Annotated in this window: 14 protein-coding genes; 10 read left to right on the top strand and 4 right to left on the bottom strand. The window is 70.5% G+C overall.

Annotated features, from left to right (window positions below):
- Window positions 1-22 precede the first annotated feature (22 nt).
- Both ACFZBT_RS11345 and ACFZBT_RS11340 read left to right on the top strand, forming a co-directional pair.
- Complete coding sequence (locus ACFZBT_RS11345; protein WP_391101337.1) at window positions 23-676, top strand: GNAT family N-acetyltransferase; 654 nt, start codon at window positions 23-25, stop codon at window positions 674-676.
- Window positions 677-832: 156 nt separating this feature from the next.
- The gene (locus tag ACFZBT_RS11340) at window positions 833-2809 is read left to right on the top strand and encodes a helicase C-terminal domain-containing protein (RefSeq protein ID WP_391101334.1); all 1977 of its coding nucleotides are present in this window, start codon (window positions 833-835) and stop codon (window positions 2807-2809) included.
- A gap of 181 nt (window positions 2810-2990) precedes the next feature.
- Here the strand turns inward: ACFZBT_RS11340 and lexA are convergent, their stop codons facing one another.
- On the bottom strand, window positions 2991-3770 hold the full coding sequence (lexA, locus tag ACFZBT_RS11335; protein WP_215118136.1) for a transcriptional repressor LexA: 780 nt from the start codon (window positions 3768-3770) through the stop codon (window positions 2991-2993).
- Window positions 3771-4400: 630 nt separating this feature from the next.
- Between lexA and nrdR the strand changes: the two genes are divergently transcribed.
- Both nrdR and ACFZBT_RS11325 read left to right on the top strand, forming a co-directional pair.
- On the top strand, window positions 4401-4961 hold the full coding sequence (nrdR, locus tag ACFZBT_RS11330) for a transcriptional regulator NrdR (protein ID WP_391101331.1): 561 nt from the start codon (window positions 4401-4403) through the stop codon (window positions 4959-4961).
- 165 nt (window positions 4962-5126) lie between these two features.
- Complete coding sequence (locus ACFZBT_RS11325) at window positions 5127-8009, top strand: vitamin B12-dependent ribonucleotide reductase (RefSeq protein ID WP_391101329.1); 2883 nt, start codon at window positions 5127-5129, stop codon at window positions 8007-8009.
- Window positions 8010-8147: 138 nt separating this feature from the next.
- On the opposite strand, the gene ACFZBT_RS11320 is transcribed toward ACFZBT_RS11325, so the two are convergent.
- Entirely contained in the window at window positions 8148-8681 is a 534-nt protein-coding gene (locus tag ACFZBT_RS11320) for a TerD family protein (protein WP_391101327.1), read from the bottom strand.
- A gap of 155 nt (window positions 8682-8836) precedes the next feature.
- On the opposite strand from ACFZBT_RS11320, the gene ACFZBT_RS11315 reads away from it, so the two are divergent.
- The 5 genes from ACFZBT_RS11315 (at window position 8837) to ACFZBT_RS11295 (ending at window position 13080) form a co-directional block, all read left to right on the top strand.
- On the top strand, window positions 8837-9442 hold the full coding sequence (locus ACFZBT_RS11315) for a DUF4937 domain-containing protein (RefSeq protein WP_391101324.1): 606 nt from the start codon (window positions 8837-8839) through the stop codon (window positions 9440-9442).
- 201 nt (window positions 9443-9643) lie between these two features.
- Window positions 9644-10303, top strand: coding sequence for a histidine phosphatase family protein (locus ACFZBT_RS11310; protein ID WP_391101321.1), 660 nt, complete (start codon window positions 9644-9646; stop codon window positions 10301-10303).
- A 12-nt stretch (window positions 10304-10315) separates the two neighbouring features.
- Window positions 10316-11221, top strand: a complete 906-nt coding sequence (locus ACFZBT_RS11305; RefSeq protein WP_391101319.1) for an ADP-ribosylglycohydrolase family protein — start codon at window positions 10316-10318, stop codon at window positions 11219-11221.
- 459 nt (window positions 11222-11680) lie between these two features.
- Window positions 11681-12382 carry a ribonuclease HII gene (locus ACFZBT_RS11300; RefSeq protein ID WP_391101317.1) on the top strand — a complete coding sequence of 234 codons (702 nt, stop codon included), beginning with the start codon at window positions 11681-11683 and terminating at the stop codon, window positions 12380-12382.
- Window positions 12383-12450: 68 nt separating this feature from the next.
- Window positions 12451-13080, top strand: a complete 630-nt coding sequence (locus ACFZBT_RS11295) for a hypothetical protein (protein ID WP_391101314.1) — start codon at window positions 12451-12453, stop codon at window positions 13078-13080.
- A gap of 248 nt (window positions 13081-13328) precedes the next feature.
- On the opposite strand, the gene ACFZBT_RS11290 is transcribed toward ACFZBT_RS11295, so the two are convergent.
- The gene (locus ACFZBT_RS11290) at window positions 13329-13943 is read right to left on the bottom strand and encodes a hypothetical protein (RefSeq protein ID WP_391101311.1); all 615 of its coding nucleotides are present in this window, start codon (window positions 13941-13943) and stop codon (window positions 13329-13331) included.
- Window positions 13944-14301: 358 nt separating this feature from the next.
- The gene (locus ACFZBT_RS11285; RefSeq protein WP_391101309.1) at window positions 14302-16467 is read right to left on the bottom strand and encodes a RecQ family ATP-dependent DNA helicase; all 2166 of its coding nucleotides are present in this window, start codon (window positions 16465-16467) and stop codon (window positions 14302-14304) included.
- 143 nt (window positions 16468-16610) lie between these two features.
- Between ACFZBT_RS11285 and ACFZBT_RS11280 the strand changes: the two genes are divergently transcribed.
- On the top strand, window positions 16611-18287 hold the full coding sequence (locus ACFZBT_RS11280; RefSeq protein WP_391101307.1) for a DUF4192 family protein: 1677 nt from the start codon (window positions 16611-16613) through the stop codon (window positions 18285-18287).
- Window positions 18288-18771: the final 484 nt, after the last annotated feature.

The following is an 18771-nucleotide window of genomic DNA, read 5'->3' as shown; positions in this document are numbered from 1 at the left end:
GACCTCCTTCACCCCTGTGGACATGCCCCACCTCCTTTACCGAGAGGAGCGTCCGGTGCCCTTCACCGACCCCACCACCGACCCCGGTACCGCTGTTCCCCTCACGGCGGACCTCCTCGACCGCGTCGCCGACTGGGGCCGGGCCGAGACCTCCGCCGGCGTCTTCCACCTCGTCCCCGTGCGCGTCGGCCGTGACCTTCCGCTCATCAGCCGATGGATGAACGACCCTGGCGCGGCGTTCTGGGAGCTGTCCGGACCACAGGAGGTGACCGAGAAGCACCTTCGGACACAGCTCGCCGGCGACGGACGCAGCGTCCCCTGTATCGGCGTGCTGGACGGGACGCCGATGAGTTACTGGGAGATCTACCGGGCGGACCTCGACCCGCTGGCCCGCCACTATCCCGCCCGGCCTCATGACACGGGAATCCATCTCCTCGTCGGTGCTGTCGCCGACCGGGGGCGCGGCCTGGGCGGTCTGCTGTTGAGAGCCGTGTCCGATCTCGCTCTCTCGCACCGGTCCTCCTGCGCACGCGTCGTCGCGGAACCCGACATTCGCAACACCCCCTCGATCGCCGCATTTCTGACCGCCGGCTTCCGGTTCTCCGCCGAGGTCGACCTGCCCGAGAAGCGGGCCGCCCTCATGGTCCGAGACCGGTCTCTCCGGCATTCGCTGTAGCACTGTGTCACCGCGCCATCACTCATTGAACGCGGCGCGTGACGCTGTAGTTCCCACGAGCACCCACCCCGCCGAGGAGCCCAAGGTCTTGATCCCGTCCCCCGCCCCCGCCTTGATCACCCGATTGTCAGTGCCGGGTCGTAGGGTGGTCGCGCTATGACGAAGCCCTCACTCCCCGAACTCCTGCATGCTGCCGTCACTGCCGTCGGCGGTACGGAGCGCCCCGGTCAGGTGACCATGGCCGAATCCGTCGCGGAAGCGATCGACGGCGGCTCCCACCTGCTGGTCCAGGCCGGCACCGGCACCGGCAAGTCGCTGGGCTACCTGGTGCCCGCGCTCGCGCACGGGGAGCGTGTGGTCGTCGCGACGGCCACCCTGGCCCTGCAGCGCCAGCTGGTGGAGCGCGACCTGCCGAGGACGGTCGAGTCGCTGCACCCCCTGCTGCGCCGCCGCCCGGAGTTCGCGATGCTCAAGGGCCGGTCGAACTACCTGTGCCTGCACCGTCTGCACGAGGGTGTCCCGCAGGACGAGGAAGAAGGCCTCTTCGACCAGTTCGAGGCGGCCGCGCCCACCAGCAAACTGGGTCAGGACCTGCTGCGGGTGCGCGACTGGGCCGACGAGACCGAGACCGGGGACCGTGACAACCTCACGCCCGGTATCTCGGACCGGGCCTGGGCTCAGGTGTCGGTGTCGTCCAGGGAATGCCTGGGTGCCTCGAAGTGCGCGTACGGAGCGGAGTGCTTCGCCGAGATGGCCCGCGAGCGGGCCAAACTCTCCGACGTCGTCGTCACCAACCACGCGCTGCTCGCCATCGACGCCATCGAGGGCGCCCCGGTTCTCCCGCAGCACGAGGTGCTGATCGTCGACGAGGCCCATGAGCTGGTCTCACGGGTCACCGGAGTCGCCACGGGCGAGCTGACCCCCGGCCAGGTCAACCGCGCGGTGCGCCGCGCCGCGAAGCTCGTCAACGAGAAGGCGGCGGACCAGCTCCAGACCGCCTCCGAGGGGTTCGAGCGGCTGATGGAGCTGGCCCTGCCGGGCCGGCTCGAGGAGATCCCCGAGGATCTCGGCTACGCGCTCATGGCATTGCGTGACGCGTGCCGCACCGTCATCTCCGCGATCGGCGCGACCCGCGACAAGTCCGTCCAGGACGAGGACGCGATCCGCAAACAGGCACTGGCGTCCGTGGAGAACGTGCACGACGTGGCGGAGCGGATCACGAACGGCTCCGAATGGGACGTGGTCTGGTACGAGCGCCACGACCGCTTCGGCGCCTCCCTGCGCGTCGCCCCCATGTCCGTGTCGGGCCTCCTGCGGGAGAAGCTCTTCGCGGACCGCTCGGTGGTGCTGACGTCCGCGACGCTGAAGCTGGGCGGCGACTTCAACGGCGTCGGTGCCTCCCTCGGCCTCGCCCCCGAGGGCACCGAGGGCGACGACCTCCCCCAGTGGAAGGGCATCGACGTCGGCTCGCCCTTCGACTACCGCAAGCAGGGCATCCTGTACGTCGCCAAGCACCTGGCACGCCCGGCGCGGGACGGCGATCGTGCGGACATGCTCGACGAGCTCACGGAGCTCATCCAGGCGGCGGGCGGCCGAACTCTAGGCCTGTTCTCCTCCATGCGGGGGGCCCAGCTGGCCGCTGAGGAACTGCGCTCCCGGATCCCTGAGTTCCCGATCCTCCTCCAGGGCGAGGAGACGCTCGGCGAGCTCATCAAGAACTTCGCGGCGGACCCGAAGACCTGCCTGTTCGGCACGCTGTCGTTGTGGCAGGGCGTGGACGTGCCCGGTCCCAGCTGCCAGCTGGTCGTGATGGACAAGATCCCGTTCCCGCGCCCCGACGACCCCCTGATGAGCGCCCGCCAGAAGGCCGTGGAGGACGCGGGCGGCAACGGCTTCATGGCGGTCGCCGCCACCCACGCCGCGCTCCTCATGGCCCAGGGCGCCGGCCGTCTCGTACGGGCGTCGGGCGACCGCGGTGTGGTCGCCGTGCTGGACCAGCGGCTCGCGACGGCCCGGTACGGCGGCTATCTGAAGGCGTCGATGCCCGACTTCTGGTTCACGGCCGACCGCAATCAGGTGCGGAAGTCGCTGGCGGCGATCGACGCGGCGGCGCAGCAGACGGAAGCCGGATGAGTCTCGGGGGTCGGTCCGCGGCCGCGGAGCCAGACGCCGACCCCCGCCGCGTACCTCAGCCTCGGCTGACCTTCGAGCCGGCCATCGGGCCCGGACAGCACAGGGCCCCGGAACCGGCGCAGGGGTCCCGGGGCCCGGTCAGAGGGCGGGCCGATGGGCCCACCTGACGCGGTGCGTGGCGTCAGACGCGGCGCAGCACGGCCACCACCTTGCCGAGGATGGTCGCGTCGTCACCGGGGATCGGCTCGTAGGCCGCGTTGTGCGGCAGGAGCCAGACATGGCCGTCCTCGCGCTTGAAGCGCTTGACGGTGGCCTCTCCGTCGAGCATCGCGGCCACGATGTCGCCGTTCTCCGCGACCGGCTGGCGGCGGACCGTCACCCAGTCGCCGTCGCAGATCGCGGCCTCGATCATCGAGTCGCCGACGACCTTCAGGACGAACAGCTCACCGTCGCCGACGAGCTGGCGGGGGAGAGGGAAGACGTCCTCGACGGACTCCTCGGCGAGAATCGGGCCACCGGCGGCAATGCGGCCGACCAGCGGGACGTACGACGCGGCCGGCTTGCCCGCGGTGTCCGTGGGCTGCACGGAGGCGGCCTGGTCCGAGCCGCGCACCTCGTACGCGCGCGGACGGTGCGGGTCGCGGCGCAGGAAGCCCTTGCGCTCCAGCGCCATCAGCTGGTGTGCGACGGAGGAGGTGCTGGACAGGCCGACGGCCTGACCGATCTCCCGCATCGACGGCGGGTAGCCGCGCCGCTGCACTGAGTCCCTGATGACCTCGATCACGCGGCGTTGGCGGTCGGTGAGTCCCGAGCTGTCGGCCCGGATGCCGGGAGGTCGTCCCGGCAAGGAGCGCTTGTGCCCCTCCGGGTTCGTAACTTCGTTCATCGCGTGCACCGGCTCGAGTCGGCCCTGGGAGCGGTCCTGGGCAGTGATGGTGGCACTGTCTGCGGTGGTGGTCACGTCGGCCCCTCTCGATGGTCTCCCTGCTGGACAACGGTAGTTGGTTTCGAAAGGTTGCGCCAAACACACGTTCGAGTGAAAAATCGCGAATCGACTGACGCGATCAGGTGTCCGCGTGTATTGGCTGCCGCGTTTCCCGGCGGGCAAAAGGGCTCATTGCTGTACTCTTCACCGCCGGGGTGATCGCCTCGTGGACTGTTGCCCAGTCTGTCATCCGGTATCCCCCCGCCCTGGGACCGGCGGTCATCTGTGCGGGAGTCCCACGCCCCCTCCTCGCGGCGCTCACCGTATCTCCGCATGCGCCGCAGCGATACGGCCGTGCGTGAACTGGTGCGGCCACGCGCGCGTGGCGCGTTCGTTCGCGCGCCGGAAGCGGGGTCGTGGTGTGCGGCGGAGGCAGGTGCGGGTCGGCCTGTCCGTCTCACCTGCGCCTACGCGCGCGACACGCGTGGACGCCGTGGATGTATGAGCCAATCCCCACATCTAGTGGTTGGATTGCAGCAGTAGCCCACAAGTTGTGGTCCCCCGGGTCTCGGTGCCCATGGTCATCGCCTATGCTTGGGACTGCTTCGTGGGGCGCAAGATGCCCGGCGAGGCCATTGAGTCTGCTGTGAGGAGGGTTGGGAGTTCATGCACTGCCCCTTCTGCAGGCACCCCGACAGCCGTGTCGTCGACAGTCGTACGACCGACGACGGCACGTCGATCCGCAGGCGCCGCCAGTGCCCGGACTGCTCCCGTCGTTTCACGACCGTGGAGACGTGCTCGCTCATGGTGGTCAAGCGGTCCGGAGTCACCGAACCCTTCAGTCGCACCAAGGTCATCACCGGTGTGCGCAAGGCGTGCCAGGGACGGCCCGTCACCGAGGACGCGCTCGCCCAGCTCGGCCAGCGGGTCGAGGAGGCGGTGCGGGCCACCGGAAGCGCCGAGCTGACCACGCATGACCTGGGGCTGGCCATTCTCGGCCCGTTGCAGGAGCTCGATCTGGTCGCTTATCTGCGATTCGCCTCCGTCTACCGGGCGTTCGACTCGCTCGAGGACTTCGAGGCGGCCATCGCGGAACTGAGGGAAGAGACGGGACGCGCCGACGCGGACGACGACGACCGCGAGGGCACGGGTGCGGGGGGCCAGGAAGACGATCGCGGGCCCGGAGGGACGGCGAAGGTCCCCGAGCCCGCGGCCACCGCCGACTGACCGGCGGGCCGGACCCGGAAGGCAGCTCCGGGCCCGGCCGGGCGGCGGCGACGTGAAGACCTGTTGCGGGCGATGCGAGTAGGTGCCCGCAGCACCAGACAGAAACACCGTGCCACGGGAACAACGGGGCACTTCAGGGCGTTTTCGCCCGTACAGGGAGGCGGCATGACAGAGACGGCGAGCGGTCCGGCACGGAGTTCCCGCGCCAAGGGCACCAAGGCGAACAAGGGCCTGCGTATCGAGCGCATCCACACCACCCCTGGGGTCCACCCCTATGACGAGGTGGCGTGGGAGAGCCGTGACGTCGTCATGACCAACTGGCGCGACGGCTCGGTCAACTTCGAGCAGCGTGGCGTCGAGTTCCCCGAGTTCTGGTCGGTGAACGCGGTCAACATCGTCACCAGCAAGTACTTCCGCGGTGCCGTAGGCACCCCGCAGCGTGAGGTGAGCCTGAAGCAGCTCATCGACCGCATTGTGAAGACGTACCGGAAGGCCGGCGAGGACCACAAGTACTTCGCCTCGCCCGCGGACGCCGAGATCTTCGAGCACGAGCTGGCGTACGCCCTCCTGCACCAGATCTTCAGCTTCAACAGCCCTGTCTGGTTCAACGTCGGTACCAAGCAGCCCCAGCAGGTCTCCGCCTGCTTCATCCTGGCCGTCGACGACTCCATGGAGTCGATCCTCGACTGGTACAAGGAAGAGGGCATGATCTTCAAGGGCGGCTCCGGCGCCGGCCTGAACCTCTCCCGGATCCGCTCCTCCAAGGAACTCCTGTCCTCCGGTGGCAACGCCTCCGGCCCGGTCTCCTTCATGCGCGGCGCGGACGCCTCCGCGGGAACCATCAAGTCCGGTGGCGCCACCCGCCGTGCCGCCAAGATGGTCGTCCTCGACGTGGACCACCCGGACATCGAGGACTTCATCGAGACCAAGGTCAAGGAAGAGGAGAAGATCCGCATCCTGCGGGACGCGGGCTTCGACATGGACCTGGGCGGCGACGACATCGCGTCCGTCCAGTACCAGAACGCCAACAACTCGGTCCGTGTGAACGACGAGTTCATGACAGCGGTCGAGCAGGGCGGCCAGTTCGGGCTGCGCGGCCGGATGACCGGTGAGGTCATCGAGGAGGTCGACGCCAAGGCGCTCTTCCGCAAGATCGCCGAGGCCGCGTGGGCCTGCGCCGACCCCGGCATCCAGTACGACGGCACCATCAACAACTGGCACACCTGCCCCGAGTCCGGCCGGATCACCGCGTCGAACCCGTGCAGCGAGTACATGCACCTGGACAACACGTCCTGCAACCTGGCCTCGCTGAACCTGATGAAGTTCCTGAAGGACGACGGCGAGGGCAACCAGTCCTTCGAGGCCGAGCGCTTCCAGAAGGTCGTCGAGCTGGTCATCACCGCGATGGACATCTCGATCTGCTTCGCCGACTTCCCGACCCAGAAGATCGGCGACAACACGCGCGCGTTCCGCCAGCTCGGCATCGGCTACGCCAACCTCGGCGCCCTGCTGATGGCGACCGGACACGCCTACGACTCCGACGGCGGCCGCGCCCTCGCGGGCTCCATCACCTCGCTGATGACCGGTACGGCGTACCGGCGCTCCGCCGAACTCGCCGCGGTCGTCGGCCCGTACGACGGCTACGCCCGCAACGCCGACGCCCACAAGCGCGTCATGAAGCAGCACTCGGACGCCAACGACAAGGCCGTCCGCATGGACGACCTGGACACCCCGGTGTGGGCCGCGGCCAGCGAGGCCTGGCAGGACGTGGTCCGCCTCGGCGAGAAGAACGGTTTCCGTAACTCCCAGGCTTCGGTGCTCGCCCCGACCGGCACCATCGGCCTGGCGATGTCCTGCGACACCACCGGTGTCGAGCCCGACCTCGCGCTGGTCAAGTTCAAGAAGCTGGTCGGCGGCGGCTCGATGCAGATCGTCAACGGCACCGTCCCGCAGGCCCTGCGTCGCCTGGGCTACCTGGAAGAGCAGATCGAGGCGATCGTCGCCCACATCGCCGACCACGGCAATGTGATCGACGCCCCGAGCCTCAAGCCCGAGCACTACGAGGTGTTCGACTGCGCCATGGGCGAGCGGGCCATCTCCGCGATGGGCCACGTCCGCATGATGGCCGCGATCCAGCCGTGGATCTCCGGCGCCATCTCCAAGACGGTCAACATGCCGGAGTCGGCGACCGTCGAGGAGGTCGAGGAGATCTACTTCGAGGCCTGGAAGCTGGGCGTCAAGGCGCTCGCGATCTACCGCGACAACTGCAAGGTCGGCCAGCCGCTCTCCGCCAAGAAGTGGGAGGAGAAGGAGAAGGCTGAGGAGCCCGCGGCCGTCGAGGCCAAGGTCGAGAAGGTGGTCGAGTACCGCCCGGTCCGCAAGCGCCTCCCGAAGGGACGTCCCGGCATCACCACGTCCTTCACTGTCGGCGGCGCCGAGGGCTACATGACCGCCAACTCCTACCCGGACGACGGTCTGGGCGAGGTCTTCCTGAAGATGTCCAAGCAGGGCTCGACCCTCGCGGGCATGATGGACGCCTTCTCCATCGCGGTCTCCGTCGGCCTCCAGTACGGCGTCCCCCTGGAGACGTACGTCTCGAAGTTCACGAACATGCGCTTCGAGCCGGCCGGTATGACGGACGACCCGGACGTGCGGATGGCGCAGTCGATCGTCGACTACATCTTCCGCCGTCTGGCGCTGGACTTCCTGCCCTTCGAGACGCGCTCCGCGCTCGGTATCCACTCCGCCGATGAGCGCCAGCGTCACCTGGAGACGGGTTCGTACGAGCCGAACGAGGACGAGGTCGACGTCGAGGGTCTGGCCCAGTCGGCGCCGCGCGCCCAGGAGCTGAAGGCCGTCACCGCTCCGAAGAACGAAGTGGCGCCCCAGCCCGCACCGCAGCAGGCCCACACCAGTGCCGAACTGGTGGAGATGCAGCTGGGCATCCAGGCCGACGCCCCGCTGTGCTTCTCCTGCGGTACGAAGATGCAGCGCGCGGGTTCGTGCTACATCTGCGAGGGCTGCGGCTCGACCAGCGGCTGCAGCTGACGCCGAGCGCCTGAGCCGATGACGGAGGGGCACCGCCTTCGGGCGGTGCCCCTCTTGTCGTGCGTCGGCGGCGGATCCCGGTCGCGGGCGCGGCGGACCGTGTGCGGCCGCCGGAGAAGCTCAGGGTCGGCGAGAAGCTCAGGGCCGGCGTGCGGCGCCCATCGTCCGGGCGAAGTCGGACGGGTCGCCCTCGAAGCCGTGCAGACCGCGGCGGTACTCCCATGGACCCGAGCCGTCCCGGACGAACTCCGCGACCGTCGCCGCCGTGGCGCCGAGGACACCGCCGAAGTCGTCCTCCGCGAGGACCGTGTACCCCTCGCGGATCCGCAGGCCGGGGTTGATCACGCTGACGAAGGTGCGCTCCGCCGGGCGCTGCTGGATGACGACACCGACCACCACGCGCGCGTACCGGTCGGCGAGCCGGCCGAGTTCCAGCGTCATGACCTCGTCGTAGCCGAAGCCCTGGCCGTCCTTGCTGTCCCGGTTGAGGTAGATGGTGCCGTCGGGGGAGCGGCTGTCGAAGTGCACCACATAGGCGGGGTCGCCGTGCGGGTCGTCCGCCGGATACGTCGCCGCGACGAGGTCCAGATCGGTGGACGGCTGCCCCGCCGGACTGGGATCCCACCTCATCGCGATCTCGATCTTGCTCAGTCCCTTGTTGAGCCCGTCCACCAGAGTCCCCTTCCCCGTACCGACCCGCCTGTTCGCCCCAACTGCCGGGCGCTTGCGACTGTTTGTCCATCCTGCCACGGGAGCGGGTGCGCGCGCGGAGGAGCGGTCCGGCCGAGAGTGACCGGGGCCACGCTCCGTGGCCTTACCATGGCGCGGTGCTGGTCAAGTGGATTCGCTGCACCGTGGTGGACCGCCGCGGTTTCGAGCGGGGGCAGCGGAAGTGGGCGGGGCTTCTGGGGGAGCCGGGGTTTCGCGGGCAGGGGGGTGGCTGGAGCCGGGGGCGGCCGGATGTGGCGCACATCTTCGCGTTCTGGGAGAGCCGTGCCTTCTATGACTCCTTCATGGCGCGGTCCCACGACCGGCTGGCGTCGGCCCAGTCGGGCACCTTCAAGGATGCCCAGGTCAGGCTCTTCGATTACCGCTTCGACGTGAAGACCGGCTTCGAACCGCGCTTCACGGACGCCGACCTGCTGCGGGTGGCGCTCTGCCGTGTCCACGAGGAGCGGGCCGAGCATTTCGTGCTGATGCAGGAGAAGGTCTGGAACCCGGCCATGGCCGGCTCTCCCGGCATGGTGCGCGGGCTGTTCGGCGAGGCGCCCGGGCACGAGTTCCTGGTGCTGTCGATGTGGCGCTCCGACGCCGAACACGGCAAGTACCGCACCGAGCGCGTGGAGCGGCTCGCCCTGAGGGCCCAGACGGAGGCGGACGTGGCGGCGCTCACCGGGGACATCGTGGGCATGGAACCGGGCTGGACCGTCTGACTCGGACGGCCCGGACGCCCTGACTCGGACGGCCCGGACGCCCTGATTCGGAACAGGCTGCTTCGGCATGATTCGTTCGGATTGGTTGCGGTCGGCGACAGGCCTGATCTGTGTGACCTGTGGTGCGGGATCAGTGTGACCTACGCTGTATGGGTGGGGTATGAGTGCTGCGCAAGCGCTCACCCGATCTAGGGTCTTGGCATGGCACGACCACGGCGCATCGTCCTTGTCCGGCACGGCGAGTCAACGGGCAATGTTGATGACTCCGTGTACGAGCGTGTACCCGACCACGCCCTGTCGCTGACCGAAAAGGGCCGGCGGCAGGCGGAGGCGACGGGAGAGCGGCTGCGTGATCGGTTCGGTGGTGAGCGCGTCAGTGTGTACGTCTCCCCGTACCGCCGTACGCACGAGACGCTGCGCTCCTTCCATCTCGACCCCGATCTCATACGCGTACGTGAGGAGCCCCGGCTGCGCGAGCAGGACTGGGGCAACTGGCAGGACCGGGACGAGGTCCGTCTCCAGAAGGCCTACCGGGACGCGTACGGCCACTTCTTCTACCGTTTCGCCCAGGGCGAGTCCGGCGCCGACGTCTACGACCGGGTCGGCGGTTTCCTGGAGAGTCTGTTCCGCAGTTTCGAGGACCCCGATCATCCGCCGAACGTCCTCATCGTGACCCACGGTCTGGCCATGCGACTGTTCTGCATGCGGTGGTTCCACTGGACGGTCGCGGAGTTCGAATCGCTGTCGAACCCGGGGAACGGCGAGGTGCGGATGCTCGTTCTGGGAGAGGACGGCAAGTACACGCTTGACCGGCCGTTCGACCGCTGGCGAGATCCCGAACCCTACGGGATCACCGGATAGAGTGGCAGGGCGATGACCGCTGACTCCTCCCCCGAAGGGCGTCTGGACCGCGCCCTGGCCAGTCTGCGCGGACTGTCCGTCGGAGACGCCCTGGGCTCCCAGTACTTCGTGCCGGTGAACTACCCGCTGCTGAAGCGCCGCGAGGTGCCCTCCGGGCCGTGGCAGTGGACCGACGACACAGAGATGGCCGGTTCCGTCGTCGCCGTCCTGGCCGCCCACCACCGCGTCGACCAGGACGCCCTGGCCCGCTCCTTCGCCGAGCACCACGACTTCGACCGCGGCTACGGCCCCGCGGTCAACCGGCTGCTGCGACTCGTCCGGGAGGGCGGGGACTGGCGCGAACTCGCCGCGGCACTCTTCAACGGACAGGGATCCTGGGGCAACGGCGCCGCGATGCGGATCGCCCCGCTGGGTGCCTGGTACGCGGGCGACCCGGAGCAGGCGACCCACCAGGCGGAGATCTCGGCCTACACCACCCACCAGCACCGTGAGGCGGTCGTCGGTGCGATGGCCGTCGCCGCGGCCGCAGCCTTCGCGGCCGCCCCCGGCGGGCCGCCCGGTGCCGGGGCCCTCCTCGACGGGGTCATCGACCTCGTGCCGAAGAGCGCCGTGGGTGCGGGGCTGCGCCGGGCCCGGGACATGCTCGACTACGGCGACCCGGCCACGGTCGCGGCGGTACTGGGATGCGGCCGGCGCACGACCGCCCACGACACCGTGCCCTTCGCCCTCTGGTCGGCGGCGAGGAGCCTCAGTGACTACGAGCAGGCTTTCTGGACGACCGCGCAGGTCGGCGGGGATGTCGACACCACCTGTGCCATCGTCGGCGGCGTGATCGCCGCGGGCAAGGCCGGGGCGCCGCCCGCCGAGTGGGTAGGGCGGACGGAACCGCTCCCGGACTGGGTGCCCGCCTCGGTCTAGCCGCGAGAGCCCTTCCGTCTCTTCGAGAACTCACAGTGGACGGCAGGAACGCTCCGTAATTGCCCGCTCGTTCGTCCGCCCCGGTGTCGCGCTTCGCTCAGTGATTCGCTAATGCGATACGAGGTCGGCAGGGCGGTTCATGTCGTGATCTTCAGGGGTCGGGGAGCCCGCCATCGAGATCATGCGAGGGGTCATCGGCGGGGAATTCGGCGAGGGCAGATGTGTTCCGGCGCCGCGAACGGCCCTGCCCTTGAGGTCGTCCCGGCGATGCTGATTCCCACCGCTCCAAGGTGTGCGGCTGCGAATGGCAGGATCATGAAATCGAGGAGATCATCGACCAGTTGACGGTTCCGCTGCAGCGGCCGCGCGGCTCCCGCCGGGGACTCGCGACGGGTGTGACGCCGCGAGGGCGGGCCGGGGTGTCGCGGGCGCTTCCGGGCGGCGTAACCTAGGGGCGCCATGCCGTACGAACCACCTACTCACACCGTCGAGCGCTCCCTTCGAGCCACGACCGGGGCGAAGATCGTTGCAGGTGTCGACGAGGTGGGGCGCGGCGCGTGGGCCGGCCCTGTCACTGTCTGCGCGGCGATCACCGGACTGCGCAGGCCGCCCGAGGGTCTGACGGACTCGAAGCTGCTCACCATCAAGCGACGCACCCAACTCGCCGAGACACTGCGGACGTGGGTGACGTCGTACGCCCTGGGTCATGCCTCCCCGGAGGAGATAGACGAACTGGGGATGACGGCCGCGCTGCGCCTCGCGGCGGGGCGTGCGCTGGATGCCCTGCCGGTCCGCCCGGACGCGGTCATCCTCGATGGCAAGCACGACTACCTCGGTGCGCCCTGGCGGGTCCGTACGGTGATCAAGGGCGACCAGTCCTGCGTGGCGGTGGCGGCGGCATCGGTGATCGCCAAGGTTCAGCGCGACAAAATGATGGCCGAACTGGGTGTCGACCATGCAGACTTCGGTTTTGCGGACAACGCCGGGTATCCATCCCCTGTGCACAAGGCCGCACTGGCGGAGCGGGGCCCCACCCCCTACCACCGGTTGTCATGGGCGTATCTTGATGCGCTGCCCCAGTGGCGGCACCTCAAGAAGGTCCGCAGCTGGGCGGACGGCAGTGTTCCGGAAATCGAGGGTCAGCTCGGCTTCGATTTCTGACAGTTTCGTTCGCACTCATGCGCTACCCGCCGACGCGGGCCGTACCAACGTTTGATAGATATCAACTCATGCCTCTCATTCCCGAGGAGCCTCAGATTCACGAGAGTGCCCAGGGTCCCCGCGCCACTCCGGCCAGCGGCCGCACCGCGCCGACCCCCCGTCCCGTACCCGGCCCCCGTCCCGCGGCTCCGTCGCGTCCCGGTCGTCCAGGCCCGCTCCGGCCCGCGCCTCCGGTGCAACGTACGCCGCGTGACGCAGCCGCCAAGCCCGGCCCGTCCGGGCCCGCCGTCGGTGCCGCCGCTCCGGCCGCCCCGCAGATCCAGCTGATCCCGGCTTCGGCGCAGGGCGCGCTCGACGCCGCGGAGGAGGCCGTGGACCTGCTCCTGGACTCAGGTCGCGCCCCCAGTGATGTCCTGGTGATCACGACCGGCGAACAGCACCCGTGGGCCACCCACGAGCTGTCCTTCGGTGAAGCCTCCTACTGGGCCCAGCACGACGCCCTCGACGACGTCTTCTACACGGACGCCACCATCGCGGCCCGCGCCACGTCGCGTCCGGTGGTCGTGGTCGCCGTCAACGGCGGTTCCGAGGCCGCGGCCGCGAGCGCGCTGTCCCTGGCCCACTCCCGGGCGGGCACCCTGCTGATCGTCTGCGGCGACCCGCAGCAGATCAACTCGGTGCTGGGCGCGGGAGTCTGAGCCGCTTCCCCGGCGTCCGGCCGGGCGCTGGGGAGGGCTTCAGGCGCCGCTACGGCGGCGCCGCGGGGTGTGCGGTTTCGCGTGCCCGGAGGACCGGACGCCGTGGCTGCGTGCGTGCTCCGCAGGGTTGGGAGACGCGCACGGCGGCCCTGCGCCGGTCTGTACACGGGCTCGTATGCCGCGCCTTGAGGGCACAGCCCCCGAGGGAACGGCACAGCACCCGCGCGAAACAGCCGGGCCAGAGGGCTTCAGCGTGCCGCCGCCGCGCGGCGCAGGACCTCCGAGGCGGCGCCACCGGTGCGCGGCAGGGGTGGCGCCGCCTCGGACGTGGCGAACGGCTCCGGTGCCGAAGCCGAGTGGGGGCGGCGTCCGCCGCGGCCTTCGCCGAGGACCTGCCAGCCGTCACGCGTCAGCGTGATGTACGCCCCGCAGCGCAGCCCGTGCAGGGTGCAGGCGTCGCGCAGGCCCCACATCCACGCGCCGTCCTCCTCCGTCCAACGGGCGTCACCCTCACGGCAGTAGAGCAGCACCGCGGTCCGCACCGGAGTGCGACGCCGCAGATCGTGCGGGATGACCCGGCGCAGCTGCGCGAGCAGCACGTTGCGGAACATCCAGCCGTCGGCCGGGGCCGGGCGGCGTACGAACGAGGCGCTCGCCCGCAGCCGCTCGTCCGGGTCGAGCACGGCGACGACAGCGGTCGCCGGCTGCGGGTGGTGCCGGGCGTGCAGTCCGCTGACGACCTCACGGGGGTCGCGCAACAGTGGGATCCCGGCGGCGGCCCATTCCGCGGGTTCGAGCAAGCGGTTGGCGGAAGCGGCGGACGTCGACGCCGCTGCCGATGCCGGAGCGAATCCGAAGGTCACGGTCCTCCCTTCGGCTACGCGCCCACACTGCGGGCGAGGTCGGATTCCTGGGAGCGCGCACCGCAGCGAAGCCCTACCGGATCGGCGGGCGCGCCGTGCGGGAGCGGACTTCAATTCTTCCTGTCGAACTTGAATGCGGCAACGAGCAATTGAGGGCGTCGACCGTTATCAGATGATGCGCGGCTAATATCCCTACCCAGTGCGCCGCCGGGCCACCCATGGGGCGTTCGAGCACGACACGTTCGTACGTCACAGGGGTGTGCGGCGTCCAGAGGGGTGCGCGACTCGCTCCGCCGGGGTACCAGATGGCGCGTGCCCTGTACTCCGGTGCCGACACCTCGCACCGGAGACTCGGTCGTCACCCCTGCAAGGCCAGTACGAGCGGCAACACCCCCTGCGCGCCGGAGCGTCGGAGCGAGCGGGCCGCGACCGCGAGGGTCCACCCCGTCTCCGTGTAGTCGTCCACGAGGAGGACCGGGCCCTGGGCCTCGGCCAGAGCGGAGGCGAGGGCGGGCGGCACGGTCAGAGCGCCGTCGAGCGTCTTCAGCCGCTGGGCGCTGTTGCTCCGGGAACCCGGGTGCGCGTCGTCGGTGTACTCGATGGCACCCAGCAGCGGCAGCCGGCCGACTTCCGCGATGCGCGCTCCCAGGGAGTGGATCAACGCGGGGCGGCTGCGGGACGCCACAGTGACGACGCCGACCGGGCGCGGCTGGGCGTCCGATGCGCCGGAAGCCCAGCCGCCGGGACCCTTGGCCCAGTCGGCCAGCACCCCCACCACGGCCTTCGCCACATCGTCCGGAACGGGCCCGTCGGGGGCCTGGGGTGCGAACAGGGGCCGTAGCCGGTTGCCCCAGCCGATGTCCGACAGACGGCCCAAGGCGCGTCCCGACGCGGCCTGTTCGCCGACCGGGATACGTCCCTTGAGGTCCACCCCGATCGCCGGCAGCCCTGTCGGCCACATGCGGCGCGGCTCCACCTCGACCCCCGCCCGGCCCAGGTCCACGCGTGCCGCGTCGAGTGCCTCATCGGACGTGTCGGCGACGAAGCGGGGACCCGTGCAGTTGTCGCAGCGACCGCACGGCTTGGCGGCCTCGTCGTCTAGCTGACGCTGCAGAAACTCCATGCGGCAGTCTGTCGTCGACGCGTACGCACGCATGGCCTGCTGTTCGGTCTCCCGCTGGCGCGCCACCCACGCGTACCGCTCGGCGTCGTACGTCCACGGCTGCCCGGTCGAGACCCAGCCGCCCTTGACCCGCCGGACCGCGCCGTCCACGTCGAGGACCTTGAGCATGGTCTCCAGACGGGACCGTCGCAGTTCCACCAAGGGCTCCAGAGCGGGCAGCGACAAGGGCTTCTCCGCGTGCGCGAGGAGATCGAGCGTGCGGCGCACCAGGTCCTCCGAGGGGAAGGCGAGTGACGCGAAGTACTTCCAGATCGCCTCGTCCTCCCTCCCCGGGAGCAGGAGCACCTCGGCGTGCTCCACACCGCGTCCCGCGCGGCCCACCTGCTGGTAGTAGGCGATGGGAGAGGAGGGCGAGCCGAGGTGCACCACGAATCCCAGATCGGGCTTGTCGAAGCCCATGCCGAGCGCGGAGGTGGCGACCAGCGCCTTCACCTTGTTGGCGAGCAGATCCTCCTCGGCCTGCTGACGATCCGCGTTCTCCGTCTTGCCCGTGTACGACGAGACCGTGTGCCCGCGCTGCCGGAGGAACGCGGTGACCTCCTCGGCGGCGGCCACGGTGAGCGTGTAGATGATCCCGGACCCCGGCAGATCGTCGAGGTGCTCGGCGAGCCAGGCCATCCGATGCGCGGCGTCCGGAAGCCGCAGCACGCTCAGACTCAGGCTGTCGCGGTCCAGCGGGCCCCGCAGCACGAGGGCGTCCGAGCTGCCGCCGGTGCCGAGCTGCTCCGCGACATCGGCCGTCACGCGCGCGTTGGCGGTGGCGGTGGTCGCGAGCACCGGCACACCGGGCGGAAGGTCGGCGAGCATGGTGCGCAGCCGGCGGTAGTCCGGCCGGAAGTCGTGACCCCAGTCGGAGATGCAGTGCGCCTCGTCCACCACCAGGAGCCCGGTGGCGGCCGCGAGCCGGGGCAGCACCTGGTCCCGGAAGTCCGGATTGTTGAGCCGCTCCGGACTGACCAGCAGGACATCCACCTCACCCGCGGCGATCTCCTCCTGAACGGCCTCCCACTCCTCGGTGTTCGAGGAGTTGATGGTCCGGGCGTGGATGCCGGCCCGGGCCGCCGCCTCGACCTGGTTGCGCATGAGGGCGAGCAGCGGGGAGACGATCACTGTCGGACCGCTGCCCCGCGCCCGCAGGAGCGAGGTCGCCACGAAATAGACCGCGGACTTGCCCCAGCCCGTGCGCTGGACGACCAGGGCACGTCGTCTGTCGGCGACCAGTGCCTCGATCGCCCGCCACTGGTCCTCGCGCAGCCGGGCCGCCCCTGAGACGTCCCCGACGAGACGGGCGAGGACCGTGTCGGCCGCCGCCCGGAGATCCGCGTTGCTCGTGTGCTCCATGCGTTCCATGAAACAGGACGGCAGTGACAACGGGAGCGGTGCCCGGGGAGACGCGAGAGCCGGGAGGTTCCTGGTGACATGCCCCTGATTGGAGTTATCCACAGGGCAAAGCGGAGCTGCGGATTCCGCGAGATCGTCTCCACATGACGAACCACAGCGAAGCCACTGGATCCCCTGAGAGCGGCGACATCACCGGACCCGACGCACCCGGCAGGCACAAGGACGGTGGGCAGCAGAAGCGGCAGGCGAACGAGGACGGCCCGCCCGGACCGCCCATTCCCGGCCCCGCGCACGACGGTCACGGCGGCGAGCATCAGGTCACGCTGCGCACCCCGGCCGAACTGGCCGACGCCCTGCCGTACCTGCTCGGGTACCGCCCCGAGGACAGTATCGTCCTCGTCGCCCTGCATGACAGGGACGGCCGCGGACGGTTCGGGGGGCGGGCCAGGCTCGGCATCCCGGCCAACGCGGACGACTGGCCGTCCGCGGCCGGACAACTGGCCCACGGCCTGGTGACGGGCAGCGAGCGCCGAGGAGCCAGGCCCGAGTCGATGGTCGCCTTCCTCTGCCAGGAACCGCGGAAGGGCGAGTCCGGACAGCAGGTCATGGAGCGGCTGAGGCCACTGGCCCAGAGGCTGCGCGTCGAGTGCGGTTCCCGGGACGTGGTGGTGGTCGAGGCCCTGTGCATCTCGGAGGGTCGCTACTGGTCGTACTGCTGTGACAACGCGGCATGCTGCTCGCCCGAGGGAGCCCCCATGGGCCTGCCCGGCACCTCCGTGCTGGCCGCCGCGGCCACCTACGCGGGCATCCAGGTACGCGGCACGCTGCGGGAGCTTCGGGCCCGGCTGCTGCCCTGGGAGAACGCCGCCGCCCTCGAACAGGAGGCCGCCCTCGACACCGCCGGTATGACGCTGGTACCGAGGCTCCTGGACGAGGTGGGCCGCGCCTGCGTGGCCGACGAGACACTGGAACTGGCCGGGAGGATCCTGGACCGCCTCGCCGAGGCGAGGCCCGTCTCCGGCATGCTCCTGGCCGACCTCCGCGACGACGAACTTCTCGGGCACGACGAGGCCGCCCGGCTGATCCTCGGTCTCCAGGACCGCGCGACCCGCGACCGCGCGGCCGAGTGGATGGAGGGCGACGAGGCCGCGCGTGCCCTTCGTCTCTGGCGGACGCTGGCCCGCCGCTGCGTCGGCCCCTACGGCGAACATGCCGCCGCGCCGCTCACCCTCGCGGGCTGGGTCGCCTGGTCGACCGGTGACGAACTGGAGGCCCGGGAGGCCCTCGCCATGGCCCTGGGCGCGGATCCCGACTACCTCTTCGCCCGTCTCCTGCACCAGGCTTGCAATGAGGGCCTCGACCCGGAGTCGATCCGCACCTGCCTGCGAGCCGAGCGCGAAGGCCGTGGGCGATCGGTGGTCGACCACGCCATGATTCGTGCGCACGTCGCCGAGGCTGCCGGGCGGGAGACTGCGGTGCCACAGACCGACCCCGGGCCCACGCCCACAGCGGCTCCCTCACGCCGACGCCGCCGCTCTCGTTCCGCCGTTGCTCCCGACACCTCCTCCGGCCGTACCCGTGCCGGCCGCGAGGCGAGCGGGCCTGTCTCGCTCGGGCGTAAGCAGCCGGATGCCAGGCGCCCGGCGGGTGCCGCGGAAGCCGGCACGCCTCCCGCGCGTGCGACGACGGGGCCCGCGCGGTCCGGCAGCTCGCGCGGGGGCGGCACACGTGCGCGTGTCTCACGGCAAGCGGCCATGCCCTGCCCGGACGCGGGGCAGGACGGTGCGCAGCCCGGCCACGGTACGGAGGGGGAGGAGTGATTCGCCGCCCCCCTCAGCCGCCGGGTGGCCTTGACGCACAAGGGCCGGGGCGCGGGCGTGACCCGGAGGACGCCCACGGCGTTCACCTGAGTGGCGGAACGCCCGAACGGGGTGTGACGCCGCACTGCCCCTGTCCCGTCGGAGCCCTCCGGCACCCGCGCCGAACCCGACCGAGGCGCACAGAGCGCAGAGGAAGCCTCCCCATGCATCAGCCGACTCCGCCCTCCTCCGCTGCCGGCGACCGCCGCTCCGCAGACAGGCCTCTGCCGCCCTTCGTGCCGGGCCTCGGCCTGTCCGGGGCACCGGGGTCGGGGGGCCGGGATGCCCCTCCTCGGCCAGTGGCGCGGGTCGACGGTTACGGGCCCAGGTTCCCCGCAGGGGCCTCACATGGCTCGTCGCCCACCGGCCCGGACTCCCGCACCCCCTCGCCGCCGGGCCCGGGCCGCTCGTCGCCCCGGTGGGCCGGCCAGAGCCGTCGCCCCGG

It is taken from the genome of Streptomyces sp. NPDC008137 (assembly GCF_042957035.1).
GTDB lineage: Bacteria > Actinomycetota > Actinomycetes > Streptomycetales > Streptomycetaceae > Streptomyces.
This window is presented reverse-complemented; position numbering and strand designations above follow the sequence as displayed.